Source organism: Candidatus Blochmanniella pennsylvanica str. BPEN (assembly GCF_000011745.1).
In the GTDB taxonomy this organism is placed as follows: domain Bacteria; phylum Pseudomonadota; class Gammaproteobacteria; order Enterobacterales; family Enterobacteriaceae; genus Blochmanniella; species Blochmanniella pennsylvanica.
Genome location: NC_007292.1, coordinates 254,318 through 280,341, shown reverse-complemented (window position 1 = coordinate 280,341; position 26,024 = coordinate 254,318). Strand labels below are relative to the sequence as shown.

Below are 26,024 nucleotides of genomic sequence, written 5' to 3'. Positions count from 1 at the left end.
ATACTATAATGACTAAAAAAGAATTGTACATTATATTGGGATTGAGCATGATATTTGCATTACGTATGGCGGGAGTATTTATGATTCTGCCCGTTTTAACTGTTCATGCTGTTTCCTTACAAGGAGCAAATGGAAGTTCGCTAGGTGTAGCTATTGGAATATATGGCTTAATGCAAATAATCTTCCAATTACCTTTTGGATTAATGTCTGACAAAATTGGACGTAAATCTGTTATTATAGGAGGATTAGTGTTATTTATTTTGGGTAGTGAAATAGCAGCAACTACTAATAATATTTGGGGGCTTATTATTGGAAGAGCACTACAAGGATCAGGAGCTATTGGCAGCTCACTTATAGCATTGTTATTAGACTCAGTACAAGAACAACATCATATAAAAGCAATGGCGTCAGTTGGCATGAGTGTTGGGATAGCTTTTGCTGCTTCCATGGTTTTTGGGCCAATTATTACTAATAGGTTTGGGTTGAACGGATTATTTCATTGTATTACTATATTAATAGTATTAGCTATTATTTTAATTTACATTATAAAACCACCTATTTCTTCTCATCCCGTGAAAAATAATGAAAATTTATTTATTATGTTTAATAAAATTAAACATATACTAATTCAGTCACAATTAATGAAACTAAATATCAGCATATTTTTTACACATACTATTTTAATGTTAAACTTTATTGTTTTACCCAAAATAATGATAAATTTAGGATTTCCTCTTAGTATACATTGGAAAATTTATAGCATTATTATGATAATATCTGCGATCGCAGTATTGACATGTATTTTCTATTTTGAAGGTAAAAATTGTACAAAAAAGATATTAATTGCTTGTATGAATATTTTATTTTTATCTGAACTAATTATGTCAATGAATACGTTATATAGTAAAATGTTTTTATTTGGAATGCAGTTATTTTTTATAGCATTTAGTTTAATAGAGACAATATTACCTGCTTTGATAAACAAAGCAGCACAAAAAAAATATAAAGTAACTACCATCAGTATTTATTCTATTGGTCAATTTTTAGGAATAGGATTTGGTGGGATTTTAGGTGGATTTTTATTAGAAATGAAAGGAGTATGGTTGGTATTGTTTTTTTCATTAACTATATCCTTATTATGTGTTATAGTAATTAACACACTACATTAATTATCTATAATACGGTAAAATTTTACAGCTAATAAATAGTACAATGAAATACATAAATCCATTGCTTCATTAACATGCAGAATATTTCAATAAATACTGAATAAAAAATTATGTTTTTTAAAATGTAAAACCGTAATTCTTGTAGTATGGTTATTGTAATTTATCAATAAAAATTTATTGTAATTCAGTAACACTTAAACTAATAACGGGACGTTTTCTATAAAACAATTTCTAGTTTACTTAATTAGTAAGTAAACAATGCTCTCGTTATTAATCAATTTTTTAAAATTGAAGTATTTGTCCAAGACTTACTTATTTTACCTAATATGCTATCTAGGTGGCCTGTATATCTTTACATTACTAAATCCTTGTCTATGCAAGTACATTACTTGCAATCGACTCATTATACCATGATCACAATATAATAAATATATTTTATTGGGATCTAATTTAGAAAATTGATCAATTAAATTATAAAAAGGTATTTTTTTTATTTCTATATTATTTAAATAAAGAGGATTTTTTTCTTGTTCAATTTCTGTTCGTATATCCAATACTACATCAGTAGAATCCAATATTTTTTTAGTTTCTACTTGAAATACATGTTGATTAATGATTTGATCAGGAATGTTTTGTACGTCTATTACATAAGATTGAGACACTGCACGGTTTAGCACGGTGAAATCAAAATTATTTTCTTCAAATTCGATAAGTTGTTTTGTTGTTTTTGCAGTTGATTTTTTTGATATTATTCCACAATATTCTGGAACAGATTTTGAAAGTATTTCTGTGCCTATCTTTCTAGCTAAATCGATAATTTTTTCTTTGTCATAAGCAATTAAAGGACGAAATATTACATGATCAGAAACACTGTCAATAAGTGTTAGGTTGCTCAAAGTTTGGCTCGATACTTGTCCTAACACTTCTCCTGTTATTAACGCGGTAATTTTATAACGATTAGCTACCAATGATGCAGAACGTATCATCATACGTTTTAACACTACTCCTATTTGGTTGTCTTTTATTTTAGCAGTAATTTCTTTAATGACTTCTGAAAAATCAATAGAAATAAATTTTATTTTATGAGAACTACTAAATTTGTTCCATAGAAAATATATTACTCTACATACTTCAACAGTATGCATATCTCCGCCTAAATTAAAAAAACAATAATTCACTTTACATCCTCTCCGAATTAACATATAACTAGCAACAGCTGAATCAAATCCTCCTGAAATTAATGACAACATTTCTTGTTGCGTACCTATCGGAAAACCTCCTAATCCTTCGTAACGCTTGATAATTATAAAAAGTTGATTATCTTTAATTTCCAAATATATAGTTTTTTCAGGTTTTGTTAAGTTAACTCTAATATTACCTATGTTTTGACACAATTTATTCCCTAAATAATGTTCAACTTCTTGAGAAGTGAAATTATGTTTACCACAACGTTTCACTCGAACACAAAAACTTTTTCCTGATAATTGAATCTCATAATTCAGACTGAGTATAATTTTTTCATAAATATCTTGTAAAGAACGAAACATATGTTTTTTAATTAATAACAAATGATGAATTCCAGGAATGTTTATTAACATAGCGCATATCTTTTGATACTTACTATGATTACATATTACCTCAAGATAATCCCAATTACGTATAATTGATGCTGATTCATTATTCTTTTTTAAAATAGTTTTAATATTTGTAATGAGGATTTTTATAAAAAAAATTCGTATAGCACGGCTTTTTATTGTAATTTCTGGTGATAATTTAATAACTATTTTCATATAAATATTTTAAACATTAAAATACATAAGCATAATATATTAGATATAGTAATCTTATACTATATAAATTATAATTATTTATATAATAATGTGCTCTTCTTTTGGATTATCGCATCAAAAATGATGATAGGCTATCATATGCGTAATCAATATATGAATTGATGAAAATAATTATACTAATATATAGATATTTTTATTATGTAATATTATTATATACTGTGTATGTCATTTAAATACACATATCTAATAGTGTTTATTTTATGATTTTATGGTATTAGTACAATACTATGCTTATGATTGATTTTGCTAATGAGTTACGTGAAAGCCATCAACGAGTAGACGAAGCTATTAGTCGTTATTTGATTATGTTTCTTAAACAAGATGTATCTCTCCTTATGCAAGCAATACGTTATAGTGTTCTGTTAGGAGGAAAACGGTTACGTCCTTTTTTAGTTTATCAAACAGGTAAATTATTTGGTATTAGATCGTCAAATCTTAATGCTCCAGCAGCAGCCATTGAATGCATACATGCTTATTCTTTAATTCATGATGATTTACCTATTATGGATAATGATAAACTGCGTAGAGGGCATCCAACATGTCATGTCAAATTTGGAGAATCTATTGCTGTTTTAGCAGGTGATGCTCTACATACATTGGCTTTTACCATTCTTTCAGAAGCACATATGCCAACTATCACAGATCAAGATCGTTTAAAAATGATTGCTACATTAGCTTCTGCCAGCGGAGCTAATGGAATGTGCTTAGGTCAGTCTTTAGATTTAATTAATAAAAATAATAAAAATATATCAGCCACACAGTTAGAAACCATATATCAGTACAAAACAGGATCGTTAATTCGAGCTGCAGTTCGCATTGGAGCGTTAGCAGCAGGCAACAAAAGCTGCGACGACGTATTGTCATTTCTAGACCACTATGCTACAACTATAGGTTTAGCTTTTCAAATACAAGACGACATTATAGATATTTCACATGCATATGATCAGAAAAAAAAACACAGTATGCAATCGCAACATAACGATGTCAACAACACTTATCCAAAAATATTAGGATTAAGCACAGCTCGCACTAAAGCTCAAGATTTATATTGTGAGTCATTAACATCTTTAAAATACATTGCGAAATTAGGCTATAACGTTAATATTTTATCTGCATTTTCGCGTTATATTATTAAACGTAACAACTAAAATTACATAAATAAACAATATTAAATAAATTTAATATGAACTGTAATTCAAATAAATACCCCATATTAGGTTTAATCAATACTCCTAAAGAATTAAGACAATTATCTGAAGATCATTTAGCAAAGTTGTGTAATGAGTTACGTCAATTTCTTTTAACTAGTGTTAGCAAATCTAGCGGACATTTTGCATCTGGATTAGGGACTATTGAACTTACCGTAGCATTACATTACGTATATAATACTCCATTTGATTATTTAATTTGGGATGTAGGGCATCAGGCATATCCACATAAAATTCTTACGGGGCGGCGCGAACGTATTTTTAGTATTAGAAGGAAGAACGGATTACATCCATTTCCTTGTCGTGATGAAAGCGAATATGATGTTTTATCAGTGGGACATTCCTCTACTTCAATTAGCGCGGGGTTAGGTCTAGCAATAGCGGCAGAACGAGAAATGCTAGGACGTCGCACAGTATGCGTGATAGGAGACGGAGCAATAACTGCTGGGATGGCCTTTGAAGCAATGAACCATGCTGGATTTACAAAATCTGATTTATTGATTATTTTAAATGATAACGAAATGTCTATTTCAGAAAACGTAGGAGCATTAAACAATCATCATACTCATATTTTATCAAAAAAAGTATATTCCAATTTAAAAGTAGACAATAATAAAATATTATCTGACGTTCTTTCAACTAATACATTGATTAAACATATTGGTAACCAAATCAAAAATTTTAATGGCACATCAAGTTCATTATTTTCACAACTTGGTTTTAATTATATTGGCCCCGTTAATGGACACGATGTATTAGAATTAGTATATATTTTGAGAAATATACGTGATATGAAAGGTCCACAATTCTTACATATTATTACCAAAAAAGGTTGCGGCTATGAACCTGCAGAAAAAGATCCTATTAAGTGGCACGCAGTACCAAAATTTAATCCTGAAAGCGGATCGTTACCTGTAGAGCATTCTAAAAATATAACTTATTCTGCAATTTTTGGTGATTGGTTATGCCAAGTTGCGGCTCGAGATAATAAGATTATAGGAATTACGCCCGCGATGAGAGAAGGTTCTGGAATGAGTATCTTCTCTCAGAAATATCCAAAACAGTATTTTGATGTTGCAATTGCTGAACAACATGCTGTGACATTTGCTGCTGGATTAGCTATAGCGGGTTATAAACCTATTGTCGCTATTTATTCAACATTTTTACAACGCGCATATGATCAAGTAATCCATGACGTAGCAATTCAGAATTTGCCTGTGTTATTTGCTGTCGATCGAGGAGGTATTGTCGGAGCAGATGGGCAAACTCACCAAGGCGCTTTTGATTTATCGTATTTACGTTGTATTCCGAATATGATAATAATGACCCCAAGTGATGCGTGTGAATGTAAGTTGATGTTATATACAGGATATCGTTATCGATATGGACCTAGTGTTGTACGTTATCCTAAGGGATATGCTGTACCCGGTAATTTAGCAGATACAACAAAATTGTATACTTTACCATTAAGTAAAGGTGTGATACGTCGCCAAGGAAATTGCATTGCAATTCTTAATTTCGGAACTTTATTGCAATCAGCCTATAATGTTGCATCTAAATTAAATGCGACCCTAGTAGATATGAGATTTGTTAAGCCATTAGATGAAAACTTAATAAAAACTCTTGCTAAAAATCATCAAGTATTAATAACATTAGAGGAAAATACAGTAATGGGTGGAGCCGGAAGCGGGGTAAATGAATTTATTATGCAAAATAAGCTATCAATTCCTGTTTTAAATATTGGTTTGCCTGATTTTTTTATTTCTCAAGGTTCACAATCAGAGATACTTTCTGAATTGGGATTAGATAGCATAGGCATTTATAAAAAAATTATAAAATGGATACATTAACAAGGTTATATTCAATGTAGTATGACGTTTGAATAATCTAACGCGCATAAATTTAACTTTCAATATTATTGACATATATATGTTTTATAAAACATTTTAATGATATAAATTCATTAGTAATAAAATGATGCAAACTGATATAATACTCGCTAATATGTCATCAATAATAATGCCAAATCCACCTTTTATTTCACGATCACACCATGAAATTGGCCAGGGTTTTACTATATCAAATATTCTAAATAATAAAAATGCGATAATCGTCCATAACCAACTATGTATTGGTACTATAATTAATGTCATCCACATACCAACAAATTCGTCCCAAACGATTGATTTAGGATCATGAACGCCAAGTATTTTGCTAGTATGATCGCAAAAATATATGCCTACTCCTGTTCCAATAATCAAGAACAAAAAGTAAAACTGAAATGAAAATAAATAATTCAAAATCCACCATATTGGTATTGCTAATAATGACGCTGCAGTTCCTACTGGTAGCCAAGAAATTGTACCTAAACCAAAACCAGTAGCAAATAAACACCATATTTTAGATAATTTCAAATCACTAATCATATTTAAAAACATATCAGTAGCACATGTCTATTCGGTTCGGGATGAATAAAAACAATTATTATTCTTTCAAATTTATTTTTCATTATACAAACAATCATATTATTTAATAATATGATTGTTTGTACTAACACAAAGCTGATTGGCTATTTTATCTAATACTCCATTAATAAATTTATGACTTTTTTCAGCTCCAAAAATTTTTACAAGCTCAATTGCTTCATTAATGGCAACTTTATATGGTATATCATTACATTTGGTAAGCTCAAATAATGCGATACGTAACACTGAATGTTCAATATAACCTAATTTCTCTAAATTGCGGGATAAATGCGGTATCATTAATTTATCCAATTCTTCAGCGCAACTTATTACTCCAATATATAATTCATGAAAGTAAGAGATATTGCAATCTTGAATATCTTGCTCTGTTACAACATAACGTTCTATTTCTTTAACATCATTTTTAGATACTTGCCAAGAATACAATGCCTGCAATGTACATTCACGAGCACGCCTTCTACTAATTGCTTTCACGTAATTCCTTTGATATATTTATATGTATTAAGAACTATTTTTAATTATTTTTAGTATATTAATCATTTCTAAAACAGCCAAAGCAGCTTCTGATCCTTTGTTATTAGCTTTAATACCTGAACGTTCTATAGCTTGACTAATATTATCCGTAGTAAGTAATCCAAATCCAATAGGCAATGTGTTTTCCATGGAAATTCTGGATAATCCAGAGCTACATTCTTTTGCAACAAATTCAAAATGTATGGTAAATCCACGAATTACTGTACCCAAAGCTATTATTCCATCATACTTATGACTAATAGCCAATGCTTTTGCGATTAATGGTAATTCATAGGAGCCTGGAACCCAAATTATGGTTATATTTTCATCTTTTACGTGTCCAATTCTTTTTAAAACATCTAAAGCTCCTTCAAGTAAATTATTATTAACGAAACGATTAAATCGAACAACCGCGATAGCAATCTTAGCTTTATTTGCTATAGTATCACTTTCAATAATATTCATAATAATCCTTATTATTCAGGCTACTAAAATCATTACTTGTTCTTATTTACAAATAAACATGTTATAGCATAGATAGCATAATTAGTATAACTAATAAAAATATATTACATACCCTTTGGGATTAACCTTAAACGAAGATCTGGTCCTATATTTTTTATGTCAAGTAATTTAAAAGATTTAATGTCATTCAGACATTTGATATTTGGTAATAAACATAAAGGCCGCGCGTCAGATCCTAAAAATTTTATAGCTTGATACAGAATAAGTTCGTCTACCAATCCAATATCTAATAATACTCCTGAAAAAGTAGCTCCTGCTTCTACCCAAATATTATTAATTTCACGATATCCAAGATGTTGCATTAATTCTGTTAAGTTTATTCGATGATGGCCATGACAATTAATTGATGATAATAATAGTTGTTCTACTGATGAGGGCCAATTTCGATGGTCTTTTTTTAAACGCACGAGTAGAATTTTTCCCTCATATCGTATAACACGATGTGTTGGAAGTACTCTATTTGCGCTATCAATAATGACTCTTAGTGGTTGCCTAATTTGATTGTTGGCATAAATACGTTTCATTTCGTCTGAAAAGCATTCCCAACGTACATTTAATTTTGGATCATCTGCTAAAACAGTGCCAGCAGTAGAAAGAATGACATCACTTTCTGCACGGAAACGTGGTACATCTTGGCGCGCCTGAATAGATGTAATCCATTTACTTTCTCCAGAAGACATAGCAGTCCTACCATCTAGAGATGCAGCTAATTTTAATTTAACCCATGGAAATCCGGTACGTATACGTTTGAGAAATCCTCGATTTATTGATTCAGCTTCAGGTAACATCAGACTATGCTGTACTTCAATACCTGCTTGTTGCAGCAAATGCAAACCACGTCCTCTTGCGTAAAAATGAGGATCTAACATAGCTACAACAACGCGTTTAATTCCTGCATTAATTAATGCAGTAGTGCAAGGAGGAGTACGTCCGTAATGACTACATGGTTCCAGAGTGATATAAGCAGTTGCTCCTTGTGCTAAATTTCCAGCAATACGTAACGCATGTATTTCAGCATGTGCTTCTCCTGCTCGTATGTGATATCCCTCTCCTATAATTTTATTGTTGCGAACGATAACACATCCTACATTAGGATTAGGCATCGTAGTAAATCGTCCTTTCCATGCCAATTGAAGTGCTCGTGTTAAAAATCTTTTATCATGTAGTATAATATTGTCTGTCATAGTATCATGAGATCGTGAAACTAAATATATTTTTATAATGATCAATTTTATTAATAAAAAATAATTTAAATCCGATATTACGAGAGTGCTATTGTTTTGGGTCTCTCGACCATGTCATGATATTAATAAATTATTCAGTAAATGTTGAAGTTATAATCAGACATGAGATACGAGTATCACAGCTAATATTTTATTACATAATAATGTATTAGATTTCATTTGTTTATATATTAATTGTAGTAATGTTTATTGATAATTAAATACGTATGCGTTAATGTATAACGCATACGTATTGTTGTTATAAATTTAATTTTGTTCAAAATATAAATCATACATCATATATAAACTGTATTCCAAAACACTTATGTTTAACAGTAATATCAATCAGTGTTGATATAGTAGCAAAAATACTATTACATTTTTGATGTTTGTTAAGCAAAAATATAAAATCAGTAGTGAAAAATTTTATTTTTTGTTAATTTTTATAAAATGATTACGTGCAGTACCAAATTTAAATGCTAACGCAGAAGCTATATATATAGATGATACTGTGCCAATAATAGTTCCAAGTAATAAAGTAACCGCAAATCCGTGTAATATATCCCCCCCCCAAATTAGTAGTATCAGTAGTACCATAATAGTTGTAACTGAAGTTATAATAGTTCTACTTAATACTTGACTCAATGAGATATTAAATATATCTATAGATTTTGATACAGGTGTATAATAGAAATTTTCTCTAATTCTATCAAAAATGACAATTTTATCATTAATAGAATAACCAATTGCTGACATTAGGGCAGCAATAATGGTGGAATCTATTTTAATAGCAAATAAAGATAATATACCTAAAATAACTATCATATCATATATTAAAGATATGACTACTCCAGTTGCTAATCTCCATTCAAAACGAAAAGTTATATATACTAAGATACATATTAATGCGACTAATAACGCTATTATTCCTGTATTTATCAGTTGACTATGGACGCTAGGACCAATCCAATTTACTTGTTTAACGAAAAAATTTTGAACAATACCTTGCCGTAAGGCATATAGTACTTTGCTTATAGTATGTTGATTAATCTTATTTTCATTAGGATCCAATGGTAATCGTATCATAATATCTTTCTGAGAACCAAAATGTTGCACGATAGGATTTTTGAATCCTGATTGAACTAAAATATTTTGAATATTAATGAGATTTACATCTTTTTCTGAACTAATTTCAACTAACATACCTCCAGTAAAATCTAGACCCCAGTTAAAACCACGCGTTATCATAGTACAGCATGAAATAAAGAATAAAAATATCGATAAAAAAAATATTAAACGTTTCCATGCAAGAAAATCATAAATTTTATAATAACTTTCACTCATTTTAAAAAAAATTCAATTAAAATGTATAAAACCGGTATATATGATCTAAAAACGTAAAAAGTTAAATGGATAGCTTATTAATACGTCTTTTCCCGTAGACTAAATTAACAACAGCACGAGTACCAACAATAGATGTAAACATTGATGTGCCTACTCCAATAATAGTAGTAATAGCGAATCCTTTAATTGGTCCTGTACCGATTAAATATAGTATAATAGAAGTAATAATAGTTGTAATGTTTGCGTCTACAATACTAGTAAACGCTTTACGATATCCCGTGTATATAGCGTATTGTACTGGTTTACCTTTTTTTATTTCTTCTTTGATTCTTTCGTTAATTAATACATTTGCATCTACAGCTACGGATAAAGTCAATACTATGCCCACTATACTTGGCATAGTTAACACTATTCCTGGGACTATAGACATCGTACTTATCATGAGTATTAAATTAGCAATTAAAGCAACACTAGCGATTAATCCAAAGTAATGATACCATAAAATCATAAAGCATATAGAAGTTAATAATCCTAAAGAACATGCAATAAATCCCCGTACAATGTTTTGTTTGCCAAGTGTAGGACCAATCATGCGTTCTTCTTCAATATGAATAGGTGCTGCTAAATTCCCCATACGTAACAATAACGAAAGATGACGTGCTTCATTTAAATTGTTGATTCCGGAAATACGGAAATTATCACTTAATTGAGATTGAATAGTAGCAATGTTAATAACTTTTTCATGTTTAATTAAAATAGCATGTCCTTTAGAATCTTTTTTTCCGCTATCTTTGTATTCTACGAATAAAGTAGCTATTGCTTTGCCAATATTATTTTTGGTAAAATTAGAAATTGAGATACTACCTGTTTTATCTAAAGAAATATTCACTTGAGGTCGATTATACTCATCTAAACCAACATTAGAATTAATAATGTTGTCTCCAGATAACACTATTTGTTTATATAACGGCACTAAATAACCATTATTGCTCAATTTTATCTCAGAATCTTCTGGAATTAAATTATTATTTATTTTAAATTCACTTATTGTTGAATTAACCAGTCGAAACTCCAGGCTTGCCGTGGTACCAAGCATCTCTCTAATTTTTTCAATATCTTGAAAACCGGGTAATTCTATAATAATACGATCACTTCCATGACGTTGTACTAATGGCTCAGTAATACCTAACTGGTGGATACGATGATGTAAAATAGTACAATTTTGATGTATTGCGTGCTCACGAATTGCATTTTTTTTTCTTTCAGAAAAAATCACATGTAATTTGTTTGTTCCTATGGCATACAATATTAGCTCATTATCTATTTTAGATAGAGGTAAAATTGCTTTATTTCTATAATTAGAATTTTTGAAATTAATTTCAATATCATTATTTTTAATTTTGTATATTTGTAAATAGGGAATGTTTTTTTCAAATAAGATAACTCTTAAAGAATTAATATATTGTTCTTGGAATTTATCTAGTACAGTTTTCGTATTTGCATGTATTACAAAATATATTCCACCGCATAAATCTAATCCTAATTTTATAGGCTTAGCTTTTATTGCAGATAACCAATGTGGTATGTTTCGAGTATTACAAAGTAATATCTGATATTTCTTTGAAAAAATAGTTGATAGTTTTTGGTAAGCTTGAAGTTGATCCTGTTCATGAAAAAATTGTATTCGAATTTTATTTGCTTGCGATACAATAGATTTATTAATTATTTTTTCGTATGCTAGTATTTTTTTTATTTGACATAATAAAATATCATCCATCTCTTGATAGTTTTGTTCTAGAGCACATTGAGCAATATATATTGTAGGATAATCCCTATATAAACTCGGTAATGTGTAGATTATACCAGTAACAAATACTAAGATAACCGTAAGATACTTCCATAACGGGTAATTATTTAACACAAAATCTTATCTCAATCTATATTGAAATTATAAATTATAATGCTTTCATAGTGCCTTTAGGCAAAATAGCAGTAATACAGTCACGCTTAATCAATATTTCATTGCCATTAGTGTCATTTTTGTCATTGAGAATAACAAAGATATAGCCTGTTTCTGTAACTTTGACCACACGCCCGACTAATCCTCCATTAGTTAGGATTTCGTCTCCTTTAGAGATGGAGCTTAATAATTCTTTATGAATTTTATTACGTTTTTGTTGTGGCCTAAAGATCATAAAATAAAAAATTCCAGCAAATACTGTTAACATGATCACTAAGGAATACGGATTACCCTGAGAATTAGCATTGACACTTGCCCAAGCAGCATTAGTAAATATGTTCATGTATATTTCCTGTTTTATAAATAATTTGAATCATTGGGTCTAATTAAAAAAATACTGAATATAAATTCAACATTAAATACGATTAACACGCTTATAAAAAATATCGATAAAGTTTTGCAATGATTTTGTTTTTATAGCTTGACGTAATTCCTCCATTAAACGCTGGTAATATCTTAAATTATGAATGGTATTTAAACGCACACCAAGAATTTCTTTGCAACAATCTAAATGATGCAAATACGAACGACTGTAATGTTGACAAGTATAACAATCGCAGTTTCCATCTAACGGAGAAGTGTCCTTTTTGTATTGCGCATTACGAATTTTAATTGTTCCATCAGAAACAAACAAATATCCATTACGAGCGTTACGCGTTGGTATAACGCAATCAAACATATCAATACCTTTCTGTACAGCCTCCAGCAAATCCTCTGGTTTCCCAGCACCCATTAAATAGCGTGGTTTATTTGTAGGAATTAATTTGCATATATGAGATAAAATACGATACATTTCTTTTTTCGGCTCACCTACTGATAAACCTCCTATTGCGTATCCATCAAAACCAATATTTATTAATTCTTTTGCTGACATATCCCTTAAATTTTCATACATACCTCCTTGAATAATAGCAAATAACATATTTGAATTATGTAATGTATCGAAACGTAAACGGCTGCGTTCAGCCCAATTTAAAGATATGTTTACTGATTTTTTTACATAATCCCAAGTGTTGGGGTAAGATATGCATTCATCAAATATCATAACTATATCGGATTGCAAATCATGCTGAATTTCTATGGATTTTTCTGGAGTTAAAAACACAAGATGACCGTCAATAGGGCTTTTAAAGCCTACTCCTTTTCTTGTGATTGTACGAGTTTTACTTAGACTAAATACTTGGAATCCTCCAGAATCTGTAATTATAGGGCCATTCCAACTCATGAATTTATGTAAGCTGCCGTGTAGTTTTATAATGTCTAAACCAGGACGTAACCATAAATGAAAAGTATTACTTAAAATAATTTGTGTTCCACTGGCTTCAACTTCCTTTGCAGTTAATGTTTTTATGGATCCATAGGTCCCTACTGGCATAAAAGCAGGTGTATCTACTATTCCTTGGTTACAAATCAGTCTACCAAGACGTGCGTGACCATCTGTTTGTAATAGTTGAAATGGCATAAATGTTATCCTAATTAAAGAAATGTTTATTAATTACTATATAAATATAGTAAGTACTAATTATAAACTGTATTTATTATAATAATCTGTATTTATATATATTATGCATAATAAACGTAATATATTCATAACTTAAAAAGTTATATGTATATGCCATAATTTATAATCCTTAATAAATATAATAACAATTTTTTATATTTTTTCTGACTTAATTAATATTGATTTTAAAAAATATAAATTAAATAATAATATCGTTTAAAATCTATCAAATAAAATTGATAGAACAAAAGATTTGTTGCATATATAAAAATATTCAATAGTTTAATGGGATTATTATCATCAATTATTTAATAACTATTTTTTGAATTTCAATATAGATTTTTATTCAGATAAGTTGTATTAATTAAAATTAATTGATTTCATACGTAAAATTGCTAAAATTGTTACTATATTATAGTATATAATTTTGTTAATAAAGTATTTTCAAGGAAATGTTATATCTACTATTAAAAATAATTTATTATATATGAGTGTAATATTAATTATTTGATATATTATTTGGATCGATTTTGATTTACGAATGAAAATATGGTGACAAATTTTACAATTAATATTATCTAATATTATTCACACGATTATTTAATCATTATCGACTACATTTTATATCATCCTATGTATCCTTATTATTTACCGATTGTTAAATGAAATATTAATTTTATTAAGTCAGAGACTACACATGATTATTTATTTAATAGCTAGAATACGTAGATGTTGGTCATGAAAATATCAATTGACATAATTGAATGTGTATGTTGTCAATTACTATTATTATTGATGATATCAAGTATCATAAATTTCCTGAATTTAATTTTTTTTAAGAAGATATCAAATGATCTAATTGAATTGATTAAGTTATTTTTCAATTAAGTGGTCGAGATTGACTCTAAATCTTTCAATTTAGATACAAAGATTTGGTTTTTAATAAAAATAAATAAAAAATCTTCAGGTTTTTATAATTTTTTATATACTGACTTTTGATTGACAAATACTACTATACTTTCAATATAAAGTAATTATTGTGGTTCTCTGTATTTATTATCGCGAAATATTAAATTTTTATTAATAGTTTTATCTTGAAAATAAGGATTTAAGATAAATTATACAGTAATAATCGATTATTATTATTATTATTATTAATAAACAATAAATTTTATTGCCGAATCATGTTATTGTAGATATAGTATCTACATGAAATAATACTAAATCATCAGATTAGTAATTTATAAAAAAGAATGAGATTTTATAAAAAATATTTAAACAGATAAGGAATTTTTTATTTTAAAAATTTTTTTATATAGTATTGTTTGTATAAAGATAGTTGAAACAGTAGAATAAATATTGATCGTCAGCATCAATATTTATATATTTAATGTCGTAAAAATATTGAATATATTACAACAAAAATTATAAGGAATCAATATGGTATTAGTTAGTCATTGTGCTCCAGATTTTACTTCTTCCGCAGTATTAGGAAACGGTGAAATTGTAGATAATTTTAATTTATTAAATTATATTAATAAAAAAGAAGCAATAGTGTTTTTTTGGCCCATGGATTTCACTTTTGTGTGTCCATCGGAATTGATTGCTTGCGACAAGCGTTATGTTGAGTTTCAGAAACGAAACGTAGAGGTTATTGGGGTTTCTATAGATTCAGTTTTCGTCCACAATGCTTGGAGACAAATTCCTGTAAGTCAGGGCGGGATTGGATTGTTAAAATATGCTATGGTTTCTGATATAAAACGTGAAATTATTAAAAAATATGGTATTGAACACTCGAATAAAGGCGTGGCTTTACGCGCTTCTTTCTTAATTGACAAATCGGGAGTAATACGTCATCAAGTAGTTAATGATTTACCTTTTGGTAGAAATTTTGATGAAATGATTCGCATGGTAGATGCCTTGAAGTTTCATGAGGTTCATGGTTTACTATGTCCCGCTCAATGGAACAAAAATAAAAAGGGACTAGAAGCATCACAGAAAGGGGTAGTTGATTATCTTTCTGAAAATTTCTCTCAATTGTAAGTAAGTAAATATCCTTGCATTATAAGTTAGTAAAGTAATAGGTTCGGTGTTGCTTGACAAATACAGGCGTTTGATCATAAATCAAAATTATTTAAATCAATAATAAAATGTTGACATTACATCATTATGCCGATAATAGGATTTGAACCTATATCCTTCGCATTACGAATGCGCTGCTCTGCCATTCTGAGCTATATCGGCATTTGCTTACCAAAAACGTTTAACGCGTAATGTAATAGAATATCTTCTACTTTTTATGCCAACAAAAAATCCAGCCCTCTAGAACACTTCCAGACCTAAGTGTATCAAGTTTGTACAGAAAAAACAAATAAATACATTTTTTGTTTCTATTTGTATAATGTCCTTATGAACGGGTTGCGCATTGGCATCAATTTTCATCATTTCTCACGAAATGGACACCATTTCTTTTTCTATAAGCAGGATAAGTAAATGGATTATTTTAATATGAATTTCTTGAATATAATCAAGATAACTTGCATATGGCACACAAATTTCTATATCTATATAGTTAGATAATTTGTTTTCTTTTTTTTCTCCGGTCAAGAAAATTATTTTCATACCTTGTTTGTACGCTGCTTCTATAGCATATAGAATATTGGTCGATTTTCCGGAAGTAGAGATAGCAAATAGTACGTCTTTCTCATTTCCAATAGATTCAACATAACGGGAAAAAACATATTTGTACCCAAAATCATTACTAACACACGATAAATATGAGGGATCAGAAATAGCTATTGCTGCATAACCTGCGCGATTGCTTCTATAACGTCCGGTCAGTTCTTCTGAAAAGTGCATAGCATTACAGTGTGAACCACCATTTCCACAGGATAATATTTTTCCTCCTTTTTTAAAAGTATTAGCAATAAGTTTTGCAGATGATTCTATTGTTTGAATGTTATGTTTTTCACCAGAAAATATCTGCATCATTTTTATAGTTTCATTAAATTCGTTATAAATTATATCATGATACATGATTACTCCTTCAAAAAATAATATGTTATGATATTATGTATTGTGCCTAACTAACAAATTAAAGACATTAGATTTTAAATAAACATTCATAATATATTTATTTCAGTTTAAAACTTATCTGCAATATAGAGTATATTTATACTGCTTACAAACGTATCTACTGTTTTATTTTATTATAAAAAAATAATCTGAAAATTATTATTTTGTTACATCATTATTATTGTCGCCATATACAGAATTTATTTAACTGCTGTATGCTATCTAAATATTCTTCGTGAGCTAATTTTTCTTGTTCGTTAGCATAAATGATTCTTAATGATCTTTTATTTATACATTTTGTATTGTTTAGTCCTATTATATTATTGATTTTATTATTTGATATATTTGTATTCATTATTTCCATAAATTTCATTTTTATTTGACCTCCACTCATAGATAAAAATACATTAGCTAGAAGTCGCGCATCAAGTAATGCGCTATGTAAATTTCGTCGATTACCATTATTAATAGAATAACGTTCGCATAATGCATCTAAACTGTTACGTTGTCCTGGAAATTTTTTTCGAGCTAATTTTAAGCTATCAATTACAGTGCAGTAAGATTCTATTTTTTTTGAGTTTGCCTTGCAAATTCGTAATTCTTGATTAAGAAATCCTAGATCAAAAGAAGCATTATGAATAATTAATTCACTCCCGCGAATGAATGTTAAAAATTCATTTATTATTTCTGAAAAAATTGGTTTATTTTTCAGAAATTGATCGCTAATTCCATGTACCTGAATGGCCTCAATGTCAATCATACGATTTGGTTTCAAATAAACATGGAATGTGTTATCAGTTAGATGACGGTTTATTATCTCTACTGCACCTATTTCAATAACCCTATGTCCTTCATAATGTGGTCCAAACTTATTCATGCCAGTGGTTTCAGTATCTAAAACGATTTGTCGTATAATATTAGTGCTCATAGCTTTTCATTTGTGTCACACTAGTTATTTAAATTGAAATGATAATATATCCTATAATATGTATAAAAAAATAGAAATTTTTACGGATGGGTCATGTCTTGGTAATCCAGGTCCAGGTGGTTGTGCTGCGATATTACGGTATAAACAACATAAGAAAGAATTTAGTATTGGGTACCGATTAACTACTAATAATCGTATGGAATTAATGGCGGCTATTATCGCATTAGAATCGCTTAAAAATCCCTGTCAAATCATTTTAAATACTGACAGCCAATATTTATTACACGGTATTACTCAATGGATTCATATATGGAAAAAACATCACTGGAAAACCTCTGAAGAAAAATTAGTAAAAAATATTGATTTATGGCAACGTCTAGATGTAGCGATACAAATTCATAGCATTATACATTGGAATTGGTTAAAAAGCCATACTGGACATCCAGATAATGAACGATGCGATCAATTAGCTCGATTAGCTGCGAAATGCCCTATAAATGAAGATTTTTATTAATGATTATTATTTGGAATCAGTATTATTACATAATTAATCATATAATAATTATAGAAATATAATTTTCATATATAAGGCTCTTACGTATCGAAATTCTTAATTCTTATGAATTAAACTTATATATCTTCTGATTTAACGACGACACAACACTATTTACTCGTAATTTACGAAATTTCTATTGTATTTATTTTTATATTTAAAACAATTAATCTAAGTACTAAAAATAATATTTTTACCCATTGAATATTTCTGAAAAAATTTTAAAATACTTATTTTAAATTTGTATCACTACGATCCATGATGAATATCATTAGAGTCCCGGTATTAAGCACTAATTATATTTGGTGTTTGTATAATTATAAAAATGAATGCATAATTATTGATCCCGGAGAAGCAACAAAGGTACTAGATATTTTAAAAAAATTTCAATTTAGATTACGAGCAATTTTATTGACTCATAATCATATTGATCATGTCAATGGAGTAGCCCCTTTAATTCAATATTTTCCAAAAACAATTGTTTATGGTCCTACGGAAACTAAAAATAATGGCTCTCATTTTTTGGTATCAGAAGGAGATGATTTTGTATTATTACAAAAAAAATTTAAAGTTCTCAATTTACCTGGGCATACACCGGGGCATATCGGGTTTTATAGCGCACCCTGGTTATTTTGCGGAGATACTGTATTTTCAGCAGGTTGTGGTAAAATCTGTATAGGATTCGCTCAATATATGTATGAATCCTTTTTAAAAATTAGATATCTTCCTCGTAATACCTTAATTTTCAGCGGCCATGAATATACTCTATCTAATGTTAACTTCGCTATTTCTATTTTACCTCAAGATCAATCCATTATCAACTATCGCAATAAGATTATTAAATTATATAAAAAAAAACAACCCACTGTGCCAACAACACTAAATTTAGAACTAAAGGTTAATCCTTTCTTTCGTTGTGGTAACTCAAATATAAAAAAATCATTAAATTTACCCTGTGACCTTAAAGAAGAGTGGCAAGTTTTTTCTGAATTACGTAAGAAAAAAGATTCATTTTAGTCTTTATTATAAAGTATAATTACCGAATTTCAGTCATTACCTTCTATTATAAATTTTTTATTTTAACAATTAATTATTACATTTCTAATTAAAACTTTTTTGAATTTCAATCTCACACGCACATTAGTTCTCATTGTGGTGATAATTGCTTTTCAATACTATTGAAACAACAAATAATAGAATATTTAAAAAAATTCAAATCGCAGTATTATATTGATGTTGAGTTATATTTTTATTTTCTATAAACAGATAAAAACTCGCTAATTATTTTTTCTTTTCTATCAGAAAAACATAAAAAAATAAATTCATCTGTATTGTTTTTAATTGTTTTATAGCTTCGATGATTAGATTCCCATTGCATTTAAATACTTGGCAGCCCCCTACTCTCGCATGAGGACACCCCACACTACCATCGGTACTACGACATTTCACTTCTGAGTTCGAAATGGAATCAGGTGGTACTATCGCGCTAATGCCACCAAGTATTATTTTTTCATAATCAAGCAAATATCAATAAATCAAAGCAATATTTCATATTATATATGATTTTTTTAAAAATCAAAATAAATTCTAAAAATTATAGACTTCAATTGCGCAATATACTTTTTAATAATAGCAAATATTTTATGAAAGAATTATACCCTATATTTATTTCGTTATCAAATCAATACAATTTTACATATAAAATGCAGATCTTAAATGATCTATCACAGGATTAATAGTAGGAAATGTATTATGCCATAATAAAAATGAATGAGCCGCTTGTCCTACTAACATACCTAATCCGTCTGCACAATAATTTGCCCCGTTTTTTTTACACCATGTTATGAACAACGTGTCTTGTTTTGTATAAAATAAATCATAACATTTAGTGTCAGGAGTAATAAGAAAATATGGTATTTTTGGAATAGTATTATGTATATTGCTGGTTGTAGCATTAATAATTAAACTATATTTATTGGTGTCATAACGTAATTTGTATAAAGGTAAGCATGATATATTTTTATATCCTATTTCCTGATAATAAGATGTCAGTTCCTGTGCCCTAGAAAACGTTCTATTTACTATATTTATGTGACATGTTGTTATAGTCGTTAATAATATAGGAACAATTCCTTTTGCAGCGCCCCCAGCGCCAATTAACAGAATGTTCGTTACCATGGGTATAGGTGCGTCGTTAGAAATGATTTGATTATTATTATCTAACCAATTAAGCCGTTTTAAATCGCTAATAAATCCTATACCATCTGTATTATCTCCCAGCAAAGTACCATTTTTTAATTTTTTTATCGTATTAACTGAACGAGCTTTTTCAGCTCGTTCAGTTAATTGATTACACAAAAAATATGCATTTTCTTTAAATGGAGAAGTAATATTTGCTCCTAATCCACCTAACTTAAAAAAATTATGTAATAAATAATTGAAATTATCTTGTACTGCCAATTTAAGGTTGTATTCTTTTGATATTCCAATTTCATGTGCAAATAATGCGTAAATCTCTGCTGATTTGCTATGTCTAATCGGATTACCAAAAACAGCAAAAGAATTCATCTATTTATCTCCTTGAATAATAAAAAATTATTCACGAATTAGTTTACCAGTCATAACATCTCTAATTTTTGAAGGATTGGGTCTCCCAAGTATATCTTCATGCATGATAGGTATCTTATACCCGAGTTGATCATGTACTTCTTCAATAGTACGCGCAGGAAGCTGTCCAGATAAATTCGCGCTAGTGGATACCAAGGGTTTTCCAAAAGCCAAGCAAAGACGTTGAATTGGTTCAAAATGACTGACTCGTACTGCTACGGAAGAAAATTGACCTGTTAACCAATATGATCTATTAGCTTGTGCCGGAAATACCCATGTCATCGGTCCAGGCCAAGTAGAAAAAACTCGTGATCGTTGGGTTTCATTTAAGCAACTATCATCAATATACTTAAGTAATTGTGTATAATTGGCAGCAACTAAAATTAAACCTTTTTTCCAAGATCTATTTTTTATTTTTAGTAAAGTAGATATTGCGTTTTTATTATCAGGATCACACCCTAAACCAAACACTGATTCTGTTGGATAAATAATTACTTTCCCTTGACTTAGCTGTATAAGTAAATCTTTCATATTTGGTGAAGAAAATATCCTTATTGTAGATAATAATTCCAATTAATTATTTATTAAAAATTAACATATAATATTCTTTTATTTAAATCGATATTTAAAAATAATAAATTTTCAAGTATTAATTGGGTAACTTCAAAATCTATATGTAATATCTATAACAATTTAAGATTCTTATATATCAATGATTTTTTATTAACAAAATATTTTAGTTATATATTTTTATTAAGCATTTTGTAGTGCAGTGTACGCGGTTTCTGTATGTATTTAGTACGCGTTGAATATTTATTCAATTACTTAATTAAGTAATAAATTTTTATTTCCGTATATTATCATTATGAATATAAAATATCTATATCATATCTTGATTATATTCGTAAGTCACTAGATAATATATGGAATTAAAAATTTAATGTAATAATTTTTTATTTTATGTCGATATTAGAAATACTGTATTATCCAGATAAACGTCTTAGAACAATCGCTGATCCTGTTGTTGCGGTATCTGATGATACTAATCAAATTATAAATGATATGTTTGATACTATGTATTTTAAAAAAGGTATTGGTTTAGCTGCAACACAAGTTAATATTCACCAACAAATTATTGTTATTGATCTTTATAAAAAGAATAAACAACGTTTAGTTTTTATTAATCCTTCTATTACAAAAAAAACAGGTATTATTAGTATTCCTGAAAGTTGTTTATCTATTCCTCAAATATACGAAATTGTTCCACGTTCAGAAAAAATAACCATTCAATCATTAGATCAATACGGCAATAAATTTGAAATGGAAGCTAATAATTTATTAGCAATTTGCATTCAACACGAAGTAGATCATTTGTTTGGAAAACTTTTTATTGATCATTTGTCTCCATTAAAAATTAAAAAAATTCATAAGAAAATAAAAAAATTATCTAAAACATTTAAAAAGAATCAATTTCCTCTTTGATATATATATTATGGTACACTCAAAATCATTGCGTATTGCTTTTTTTGGAACTACAAGTTTTGCAGCGTGGCATTTACATACACTGGCTCACTTATCTACGCATCAGATAATAGCAGTGTTTACTCAAGAGATACAGATATCCACATGTAAATCCTTTTTATCTTTACATAAAATAGCGAAAAAATATAATATATCATTATTCCAGTCTCGTACTTTATCTATTTCTGATATTATTTATATTATTAAAAAAATTAACGTGGATTTGATAGTAGTTGTATCTTATGGATTAATTTTACCGCAAGAAATATTAAATATACCACGACTAGGCTGTATTAATGTACATGGTTCATTATTGCCTCGTTGGCGCGGACCAGCACCCATTCAACGTGCATTAGAATATGGTGACTCCATTACAGGAATAACCATTATTCAAATGGATTTAGGAATAGATACTGGAGATATTTTGCATATTATGCCTTGCAAAATTTTTCCAAAAGACACTAGTTGCACTCTTTCTAATAGATTAGTGAATATTGGATCTGCCATGTTATCCCAAGTACTGGATCAGTTTATATTGGGTACATTTACTTTGATACCTCAAGACTCAACTTATGCTACATATGCGCATAAATTAAATAAACAAGAAGCACGTATCAATTGGAATTTATCAGCAATCCAATTGGAACGATGTATCCGAGCTTTTAATCCATGGCCAATTAGTTTTTTTCAAATAAAAAATGACCGCATTAGAGTATGGGATGCCGAAGTAAGCAATCAAAACATCAATAACTACTCGTCGTCGACATCTATATTACCTGGTACCATACTAGCAGCTCATCCAAACGGTATTTATGTTGTCACTGGTTCTGGAATATTAATACTTACTATGTTACAAATTTCAGGAAAAAAAATAACATCTGTGCGCGATCTTCTCAATGCATACAAAGAATGGTTCAAACCTAACTCTGTGTTAGAGTAGCAAGATCGAGATATGTTTGTATTCATTACTAAACTTAATTATATATCTCTATATTATTTTTTATATTTTTTGTTTTATTTTAGATCGTTCCACTAGTTCTATATATGCCATTGGAGCGTTATCTCCCTTACGTAATCCACATTTTAGTATACGAGTATATCCTCCAGGTCTATTATAAAAATATGGACTAATTTGTGTAAACAATTTTGTAACAACATCATTATTTCTAGTTTTAGAAAAAATTAGACGACGATTTGCAATCGTATCCACTTTGCTACGCGTAATCAACGGTTCAATAATACGACGCAATGCCTTAGCTTTAGATAAAGTAGTTTTTATTATTTTATGCATTACCAATGAAACAACCATGTTTTTAAACATAGCTTTACGATGTGCGCTAGTTCTGTTTAGTTTAGAACCGCTTTTTCGATGACGCATAATAAATTATCCTTTGTTTTAAATATTAAATTATCTATGATTAATTATCTAAAATATTCGTAGGAGGCCAATTTTCTAAACGTGTTCCTAAAGACAATCCGCGAGATGCTAATACATCTTTTATCTCTGTCAAAGATTTTTTTCCTAAATTAGGGGTTTTTAATAATTCTATTTCTGTTCGTTGTACTAAATCTCCAATATAGTGAATAGATTCTGCTTTTAGACAATTAGCAGAACGTACAGTCAGTTCTAAGTCATCAACAAGACGTAATAAGATTGGATCAAATTCTGGTTTTTCTTCTTTATGTTCTGGTTGATGTATATCTCTTAAATCAATAAATGCTTCAAGTTGTTCAGATAAAATTGTTGCTGCCCGCCTAATCGCTTCTTCAGGTTCTATAGTTCCATCCGTTTCCATATCAATAATTAGTTTATCTAAATCTGTACGTTGCTCAACGCGAGCAGCTTCTACATTATAAGAAATCCTTTCTACCGGGCTATAACATGCATCCAATAATAACCGACCAATTGGTAAGATATCTGATTCAGAATGAAACCTAGAAGAAGCTGGAACGTAACCTCGTCCGCGCTGCACTTTAATACTCATACTAATAGATGTATTCTTGTCAGTTATATGACATATAATATGATTAGGGGTAACAATTTTTACGCTATTACTATCATACAAAATATCATTTGCGATTACAGGACCAATACCGGATTTTTTTAAAGTTAAAGTAACGCTATCTTTTCCTTCAATTCTAATAGCTAATTTCTTTAAATTGAGTAAAATCTCTAGAACATCTTCTTGTATACCTTCTTTTGTACTATATTCATGTAATACCCCGTCAATTTCAACCTCTGTTATAGCATATCCAGGCATTGAAGAAAGTAAGATACGACGTAGAGCGTTTCCTAAAGTATGGCCAAACCCTCGTTCTAACGGCTCCAGAGTAACTTTAGCACGTGTTTCAGTAATTTGTTCAATATCTACTAAGCGTGGTTTTAAAAATTCTATTACAGAATTCTGCATGTTTCCTCTCTTTTTACTATTTCACAAATTTTACTTATTTTGAATATAATTCAATAATCAAATGTTCATCGATATTTGCGGATAATTCACTACGCTCTGGATAACGTTTAAATAGACCTTGTAGTTTAATGGGATCTACTTCAATCCATGCTAGTTTTTCTCTTTGCTGCTCAGAAAGCTCTAAAGAAGCGCGAATCCTAGATTGCTTATGTGATTTTTTATGTATTTTAATAACAGTATTGGGAACAACTTGATATGAAGCTATATTAACAATACGGTTTTCAACCATAATGGATTTATGACTTACTAACTGACGGGCCTCAGCACGTGTTGCTCCAAATCCCATACGATACACAGTATTATCTAATCTGCTTTCTAATAATTTTAATAAATTTTCACCAGTGTTACCTTTAATACGTGCAGCTCTCTTATAATAATTAGAGAACTGACGCTCTAAGATACCATATATACGTCTAACTTTTTGTTTTTCTCTTAACTGTATTCCGTAATCTGAAAAACGAGATTTACGCATATTATGTTGCCCGGGAGGTTGATCAAGTTTACATTTAGAATCAATAGCACGAATTCCAGATTTTAAAAAAAGATCTGTACCCTCACGACGACTTAATTTAAGTTTAGGTCCTAAATATTTAGCCATATTTTTTATTCCTTGAAAATAAACTAATAAATCTTCTTTAGACACGGCGTTTTTTAGAAGGACGGCAACCATTATGAGGAATTGGGGTGACATCAGTAATACTGGTAATATGAAATCCTGCTGCATTTAAAGCTCGTACCGCTGATTCACGTCCTGGTCCTGGCCCTTTAACCATAACTTCTAAATTTTTTACCCCATATTCTTGAACTATTTCAGCGCAACGCTCTGCTGCTATTTGCGCGGCAAACGGTGTAGATTTTCGAGATCCTCTAAATCCAGAGCCCCCAGCTGTAGCCCATCCTAAAGTATTACCTTGCTTATCACTAATAGTGATAATAGTGTTATTAAAAGATGCATGTATATGAGCTACACCGTCTAAAATTTGTTTTTTGAGCCGCTTGCGCGCTCGAAGATTGGATGATTTAATCATTT

At 29.3% G+C, this 26,024-nt stretch carries 25 protein-coding genes, 1 tRNA gene and 1 rRNA gene; 8 read left to right on the top strand and 19 right to left on the bottom strand.

What is annotated here, in order from left to right:
• The first annotated feature begins 47 nt into the window (after nucleotides 1-47).
• A complete protein-coding gene (locus BPEN_RS01210; RefSeq protein ID WP_238374069.1) occupies nucleotides 48-1,169 on the top strand; it encodes an MFS transporter in 1,122 nt (373 codons plus the stop codon).
• A 329-nt stretch (nucleotides 1,170-1,498) separates the two neighbouring features.
• On the opposite strand, the gene thiI is transcribed toward BPEN_RS01210, so the two are convergent.
• Nucleotides 1,499-2,959 carry a tRNA uracil 4-sulfurtransferase ThiI gene (gene thiI / locus BPEN_RS01205; RefSeq protein WP_011282784.1) on the bottom strand — a complete coding sequence of 487 codons (1,461 nt, stop codon included), beginning with the start codon at nucleotides 2,957-2,959 and terminating at the stop codon, nucleotides 1,499-1,501.
• A 287-nt stretch (nucleotides 2,960-3,246) separates the two neighbouring features.
• Here thiI and ispA point away from each other — a divergent pair, with 287 nt between their 5' ends.
• A complete protein-coding gene (gene ispA / locus BPEN_RS01200) occupies nucleotides 3,247-4,167 on the top strand; it encodes a (2E,6E)-farnesyl diphosphate synthase (protein ID WP_011282783.1) in 921 nt (306 codons plus the stop codon).
• Between the two features lie 35 nt (nucleotides 4,168-4,202).
• A complete protein-coding gene (dxs, locus tag BPEN_RS01195; RefSeq protein ID WP_011282782.1) occupies nucleotides 4,203-6,077 on the top strand; it encodes a 1-deoxy-D-xylulose-5-phosphate synthase in 1,875 nt (624 codons plus the stop codon).
• A 96-nt stretch (nucleotides 6,078-6,173) separates the two neighbouring features.
• Here dxs and BPEN_RS01190 read toward each other — a convergent pair whose 3' ends face one another.
• The 8 genes from BPEN_RS01190 to tgt all read right to left on the bottom strand — a co-directional run bounded on the left by BPEN_RS01190 (nucleotide 6,174) and on the right by tgt (nucleotide 13,800).
• Nucleotides 6,174-6,665: a phosphatidylglycerophosphatase A family protein gene (locus BPEN_RS01190; protein WP_011282781.1), complete on the bottom strand. Its 492-nt coding sequence runs from the start codon at nucleotides 6,663-6,665 to the stop codon at nucleotides 6,174-6,176.
• An 87-nt stretch (nucleotides 6,666-6,752) separates the two neighbouring features.
• On the bottom strand, nucleotides 6,753-7,187 hold the full coding sequence (gene nusB / locus BPEN_RS01185; RefSeq protein WP_011282780.1) for a transcription antitermination factor NusB: 435 nt from the start codon (nucleotides 7,185-7,187) through the stop codon (nucleotides 6,753-6,755).
• Between the two features lie 27 nt (nucleotides 7,188-7,214).
• Nucleotides 7,215-7,691, bottom strand: coding sequence for a 6,7-dimethyl-8-ribityllumazine synthase (gene ribE, locus BPEN_RS01180; RefSeq protein WP_011282779.1), 477 nt, complete (start codon nucleotides 7,689-7,691; stop codon nucleotides 7,215-7,217).
• Nucleotides 7,692-7,795: 104 nt separating this feature from the next.
• Nucleotides 7,796-8,935: a bifunctional diaminohydroxyphosphoribosylaminopyrimidine deaminase/5-amino-6-(5-phosphoribosylamino)uracil reductase RibD gene (ribD, locus tag BPEN_RS01175; RefSeq protein ID WP_011282778.1), complete on the bottom strand. Its 1,140-nt coding sequence runs from the start codon at nucleotides 8,933-8,935 to the stop codon at nucleotides 7,796-7,798.
• Nucleotides 8,936-9,400: 465 nt separating this feature from the next.
• Nucleotides 9,401-10,318 (bottom strand): protein translocase subunit SecF, encoded by a 918-nt coding sequence (secF, locus tag BPEN_RS01170; protein WP_011282777.1) that lies wholly within the window; start codon nucleotides 10,316-10,318, stop codon nucleotides 9,401-9,403.
• Between the two features lie 61 nt (nucleotides 10,319-10,379).
• Nucleotides 10,380-12,239: a protein translocase subunit SecD gene (gene secD, locus BPEN_RS01165; protein WP_011282776.1), complete on the bottom strand. Its 1,860-nt coding sequence runs from the start codon at nucleotides 12,237-12,239 to the stop codon at nucleotides 10,380-10,382.
• A gap of 34 nt (nucleotides 12,240-12,273) precedes the next feature.
• A complete protein-coding gene (gene yajC / locus BPEN_RS01160; RefSeq protein ID WP_011282775.1) occupies nucleotides 12,274-12,621 on the bottom strand; it encodes a preprotein translocase subunit YajC in 348 nt (115 codons plus the stop codon).
• A gap of 72 nt (nucleotides 12,622-12,693) precedes the next feature.
• Complete coding sequence (tgt, locus tag BPEN_RS01155; protein ID WP_011282774.1) at nucleotides 12,694-13,800, bottom strand: tRNA guanosine(34) transglycosylase Tgt; 1,107 nt, start codon at nucleotides 13,798-13,800, stop codon at nucleotides 12,694-12,696.
• Between the two features lie 1,479 nt (nucleotides 13,801-15,279).
• On the opposite strand from tgt, the gene BPEN_RS01150 reads away from it, so the two are divergent.
• Nucleotides 15,280-15,882, top strand: a complete 603-nt coding sequence (locus tag BPEN_RS01150; RefSeq protein WP_011282773.1) for a peroxiredoxin C — start codon at nucleotides 15,280-15,282, stop codon at nucleotides 15,880-15,882.
• Nucleotides 15,883-16,009: 127 nt separating this feature from the next.
• Here the strand turns inward: BPEN_RS01150 and BPEN_RS01145 are convergent.
• The 3 genes from BPEN_RS01145 to dnaQ all read right to left on the bottom strand — a co-directional run bounded on the left by BPEN_RS01145 (nucleotide 16,010) and on the right by dnaQ (nucleotide 17,842).
• Nucleotides 16,010-16,083, bottom strand: a tRNA-Thr gene (locus BPEN_RS01145).
• A gap of 204 nt (nucleotides 16,084-16,287) precedes the next feature.
• A complete protein-coding gene (lpcA, locus tag BPEN_RS01140) occupies nucleotides 16,288-16,875 on the bottom strand; it encodes a D-sedoheptulose 7-phosphate isomerase (protein ID WP_011282772.1) in 588 nt (195 codons plus the stop codon).
• Nucleotides 16,876-17,092: 217 nt separating this feature from the next.
• Nucleotides 17,093-17,842, bottom strand: a complete 750-nt coding sequence (dnaQ, locus tag BPEN_RS01135) for a DNA polymerase III subunit epsilon (protein WP_011282771.1) — start codon at nucleotides 17,840-17,842, stop codon at nucleotides 17,093-17,095.
• 58 nt (nucleotides 17,843-17,900) lie between these two features.
• Between dnaQ and rnhA the strand changes: the two genes are divergently transcribed.
• Together rnhA and gloB are read left to right on the top strand one after the other, a co-directional pair.
• Complete coding sequence (gene rnhA / locus BPEN_RS01130; protein WP_011282770.1) at nucleotides 17,901-18,356, top strand: ribonuclease HI; 456 nt, start codon at nucleotides 17,901-17,903, stop codon at nucleotides 18,354-18,356.
• A gap of 300 nt (nucleotides 18,357-18,656) precedes the next feature.
• Entirely contained in the window at nucleotides 18,657-19,412 is a 756-nt protein-coding gene (gloB, locus tag BPEN_RS01125; protein WP_011282769.1) for a hydroxyacylglutathione hydrolase, read from the top strand.
• Between the two features lie 367 nt (nucleotides 19,413-19,779).
• Here the strand turns inward: gloB and rrf are convergent.
• The 3 genes from rrf to BPEN_RS01110 form a co-directional block, all read right to left on the bottom strand.
• Nucleotides 19,780-19,895: ribosomal RNA gene (gene rrf / locus BPEN_RS01120) — 5S ribosomal RNA — on the bottom strand.
• A 192-nt stretch (nucleotides 19,896-20,087) separates the two neighbouring features.
• The gene (gene aroE / locus BPEN_RS01115; protein ID WP_011282768.1) at nucleotides 20,088-20,963 is read right to left on the bottom strand and encodes a shikimate dehydrogenase; all 876 of its coding nucleotides are present in this window, start codon (nucleotides 20,961-20,963) and stop codon (nucleotides 20,088-20,090) included.
• 27 nt (nucleotides 20,964-20,990) lie between these two features.
• The gene (locus tag BPEN_RS01110; RefSeq protein ID WP_041567534.1) at nucleotides 20,991-21,533 is read right to left on the bottom strand and encodes a Sua5/YciO/YrdC/YwlC family protein; all 543 of its coding nucleotides are present in this window, start codon (nucleotides 21,531-21,533) and stop codon (nucleotides 20,991-20,993) included.
• A 429-nt stretch (nucleotides 21,534-21,962) separates the two neighbouring features.
• On the opposite strand from BPEN_RS01110, the gene def reads away from it, so the two are divergent.
• Both def and fmt read left to right on the top strand, forming a co-directional pair.
• Nucleotides 21,963-22,484, top strand: coding sequence for a peptide deformylase (gene def, locus BPEN_RS01105; protein ID WP_011282766.1), 522 nt, complete (start codon nucleotides 21,963-21,965; stop codon nucleotides 22,482-22,484).
• A gap of 10 nt (nucleotides 22,485-22,494) precedes the next feature.
• Nucleotides 22,495-23,463 (top strand): methionyl-tRNA formyltransferase, encoded by a 969-nt coding sequence (gene fmt, locus BPEN_RS01100; RefSeq protein WP_011282765.1) that lies wholly within the window; start codon nucleotides 22,495-22,497, stop codon nucleotides 23,461-23,463.
• Nucleotides 23,464-23,523: 60 nt separating this feature from the next.
• On the opposite strand, the gene rplQ is transcribed toward fmt, so the two are convergent.
• Genes rplQ through rpsK form a run of 4 tightly spaced genes read right to left on the bottom strand, consistent with a single transcriptional unit; the run spans nucleotide 23,524 to nucleotide 26,022 of the window.
• Complete coding sequence (rplQ, locus tag BPEN_RS01095; protein ID WP_011282764.1) at nucleotides 23,524-23,901, bottom strand: 50S ribosomal protein L17; 378 nt, start codon at nucleotides 23,899-23,901, stop codon at nucleotides 23,524-23,526.
• A 40-nt stretch (nucleotides 23,902-23,941) separates the two neighbouring features.
• Nucleotides 23,942-24,934, bottom strand: coding sequence for a DNA-directed RNA polymerase subunit alpha (locus tag BPEN_RS01090; protein WP_011282763.1), 993 nt, complete (start codon nucleotides 24,932-24,934; stop codon nucleotides 23,942-23,944).
• Between the two features lie 34 nt (nucleotides 24,935-24,968).
• The gene (rpsD, locus tag BPEN_RS01085) at nucleotides 24,969-25,592 is read right to left on the bottom strand and encodes a 30S ribosomal protein S4 (protein ID WP_011282762.1); all 624 of its coding nucleotides are present in this window, start codon (nucleotides 25,590-25,592) and stop codon (nucleotides 24,969-24,971) included.
• Between the two features lie 37 nt (nucleotides 25,593-25,629).
• Nucleotides 25,630-26,022, bottom strand: coding sequence for a 30S ribosomal protein S11 (rpsK, locus tag BPEN_RS01080; RefSeq protein WP_011282761.1), 393 nt, complete (start codon nucleotides 26,020-26,022; stop codon nucleotides 25,630-25,632).
• Between the last annotated feature and the right edge of the window lie 2 nt (nucleotides 26,023-26,024).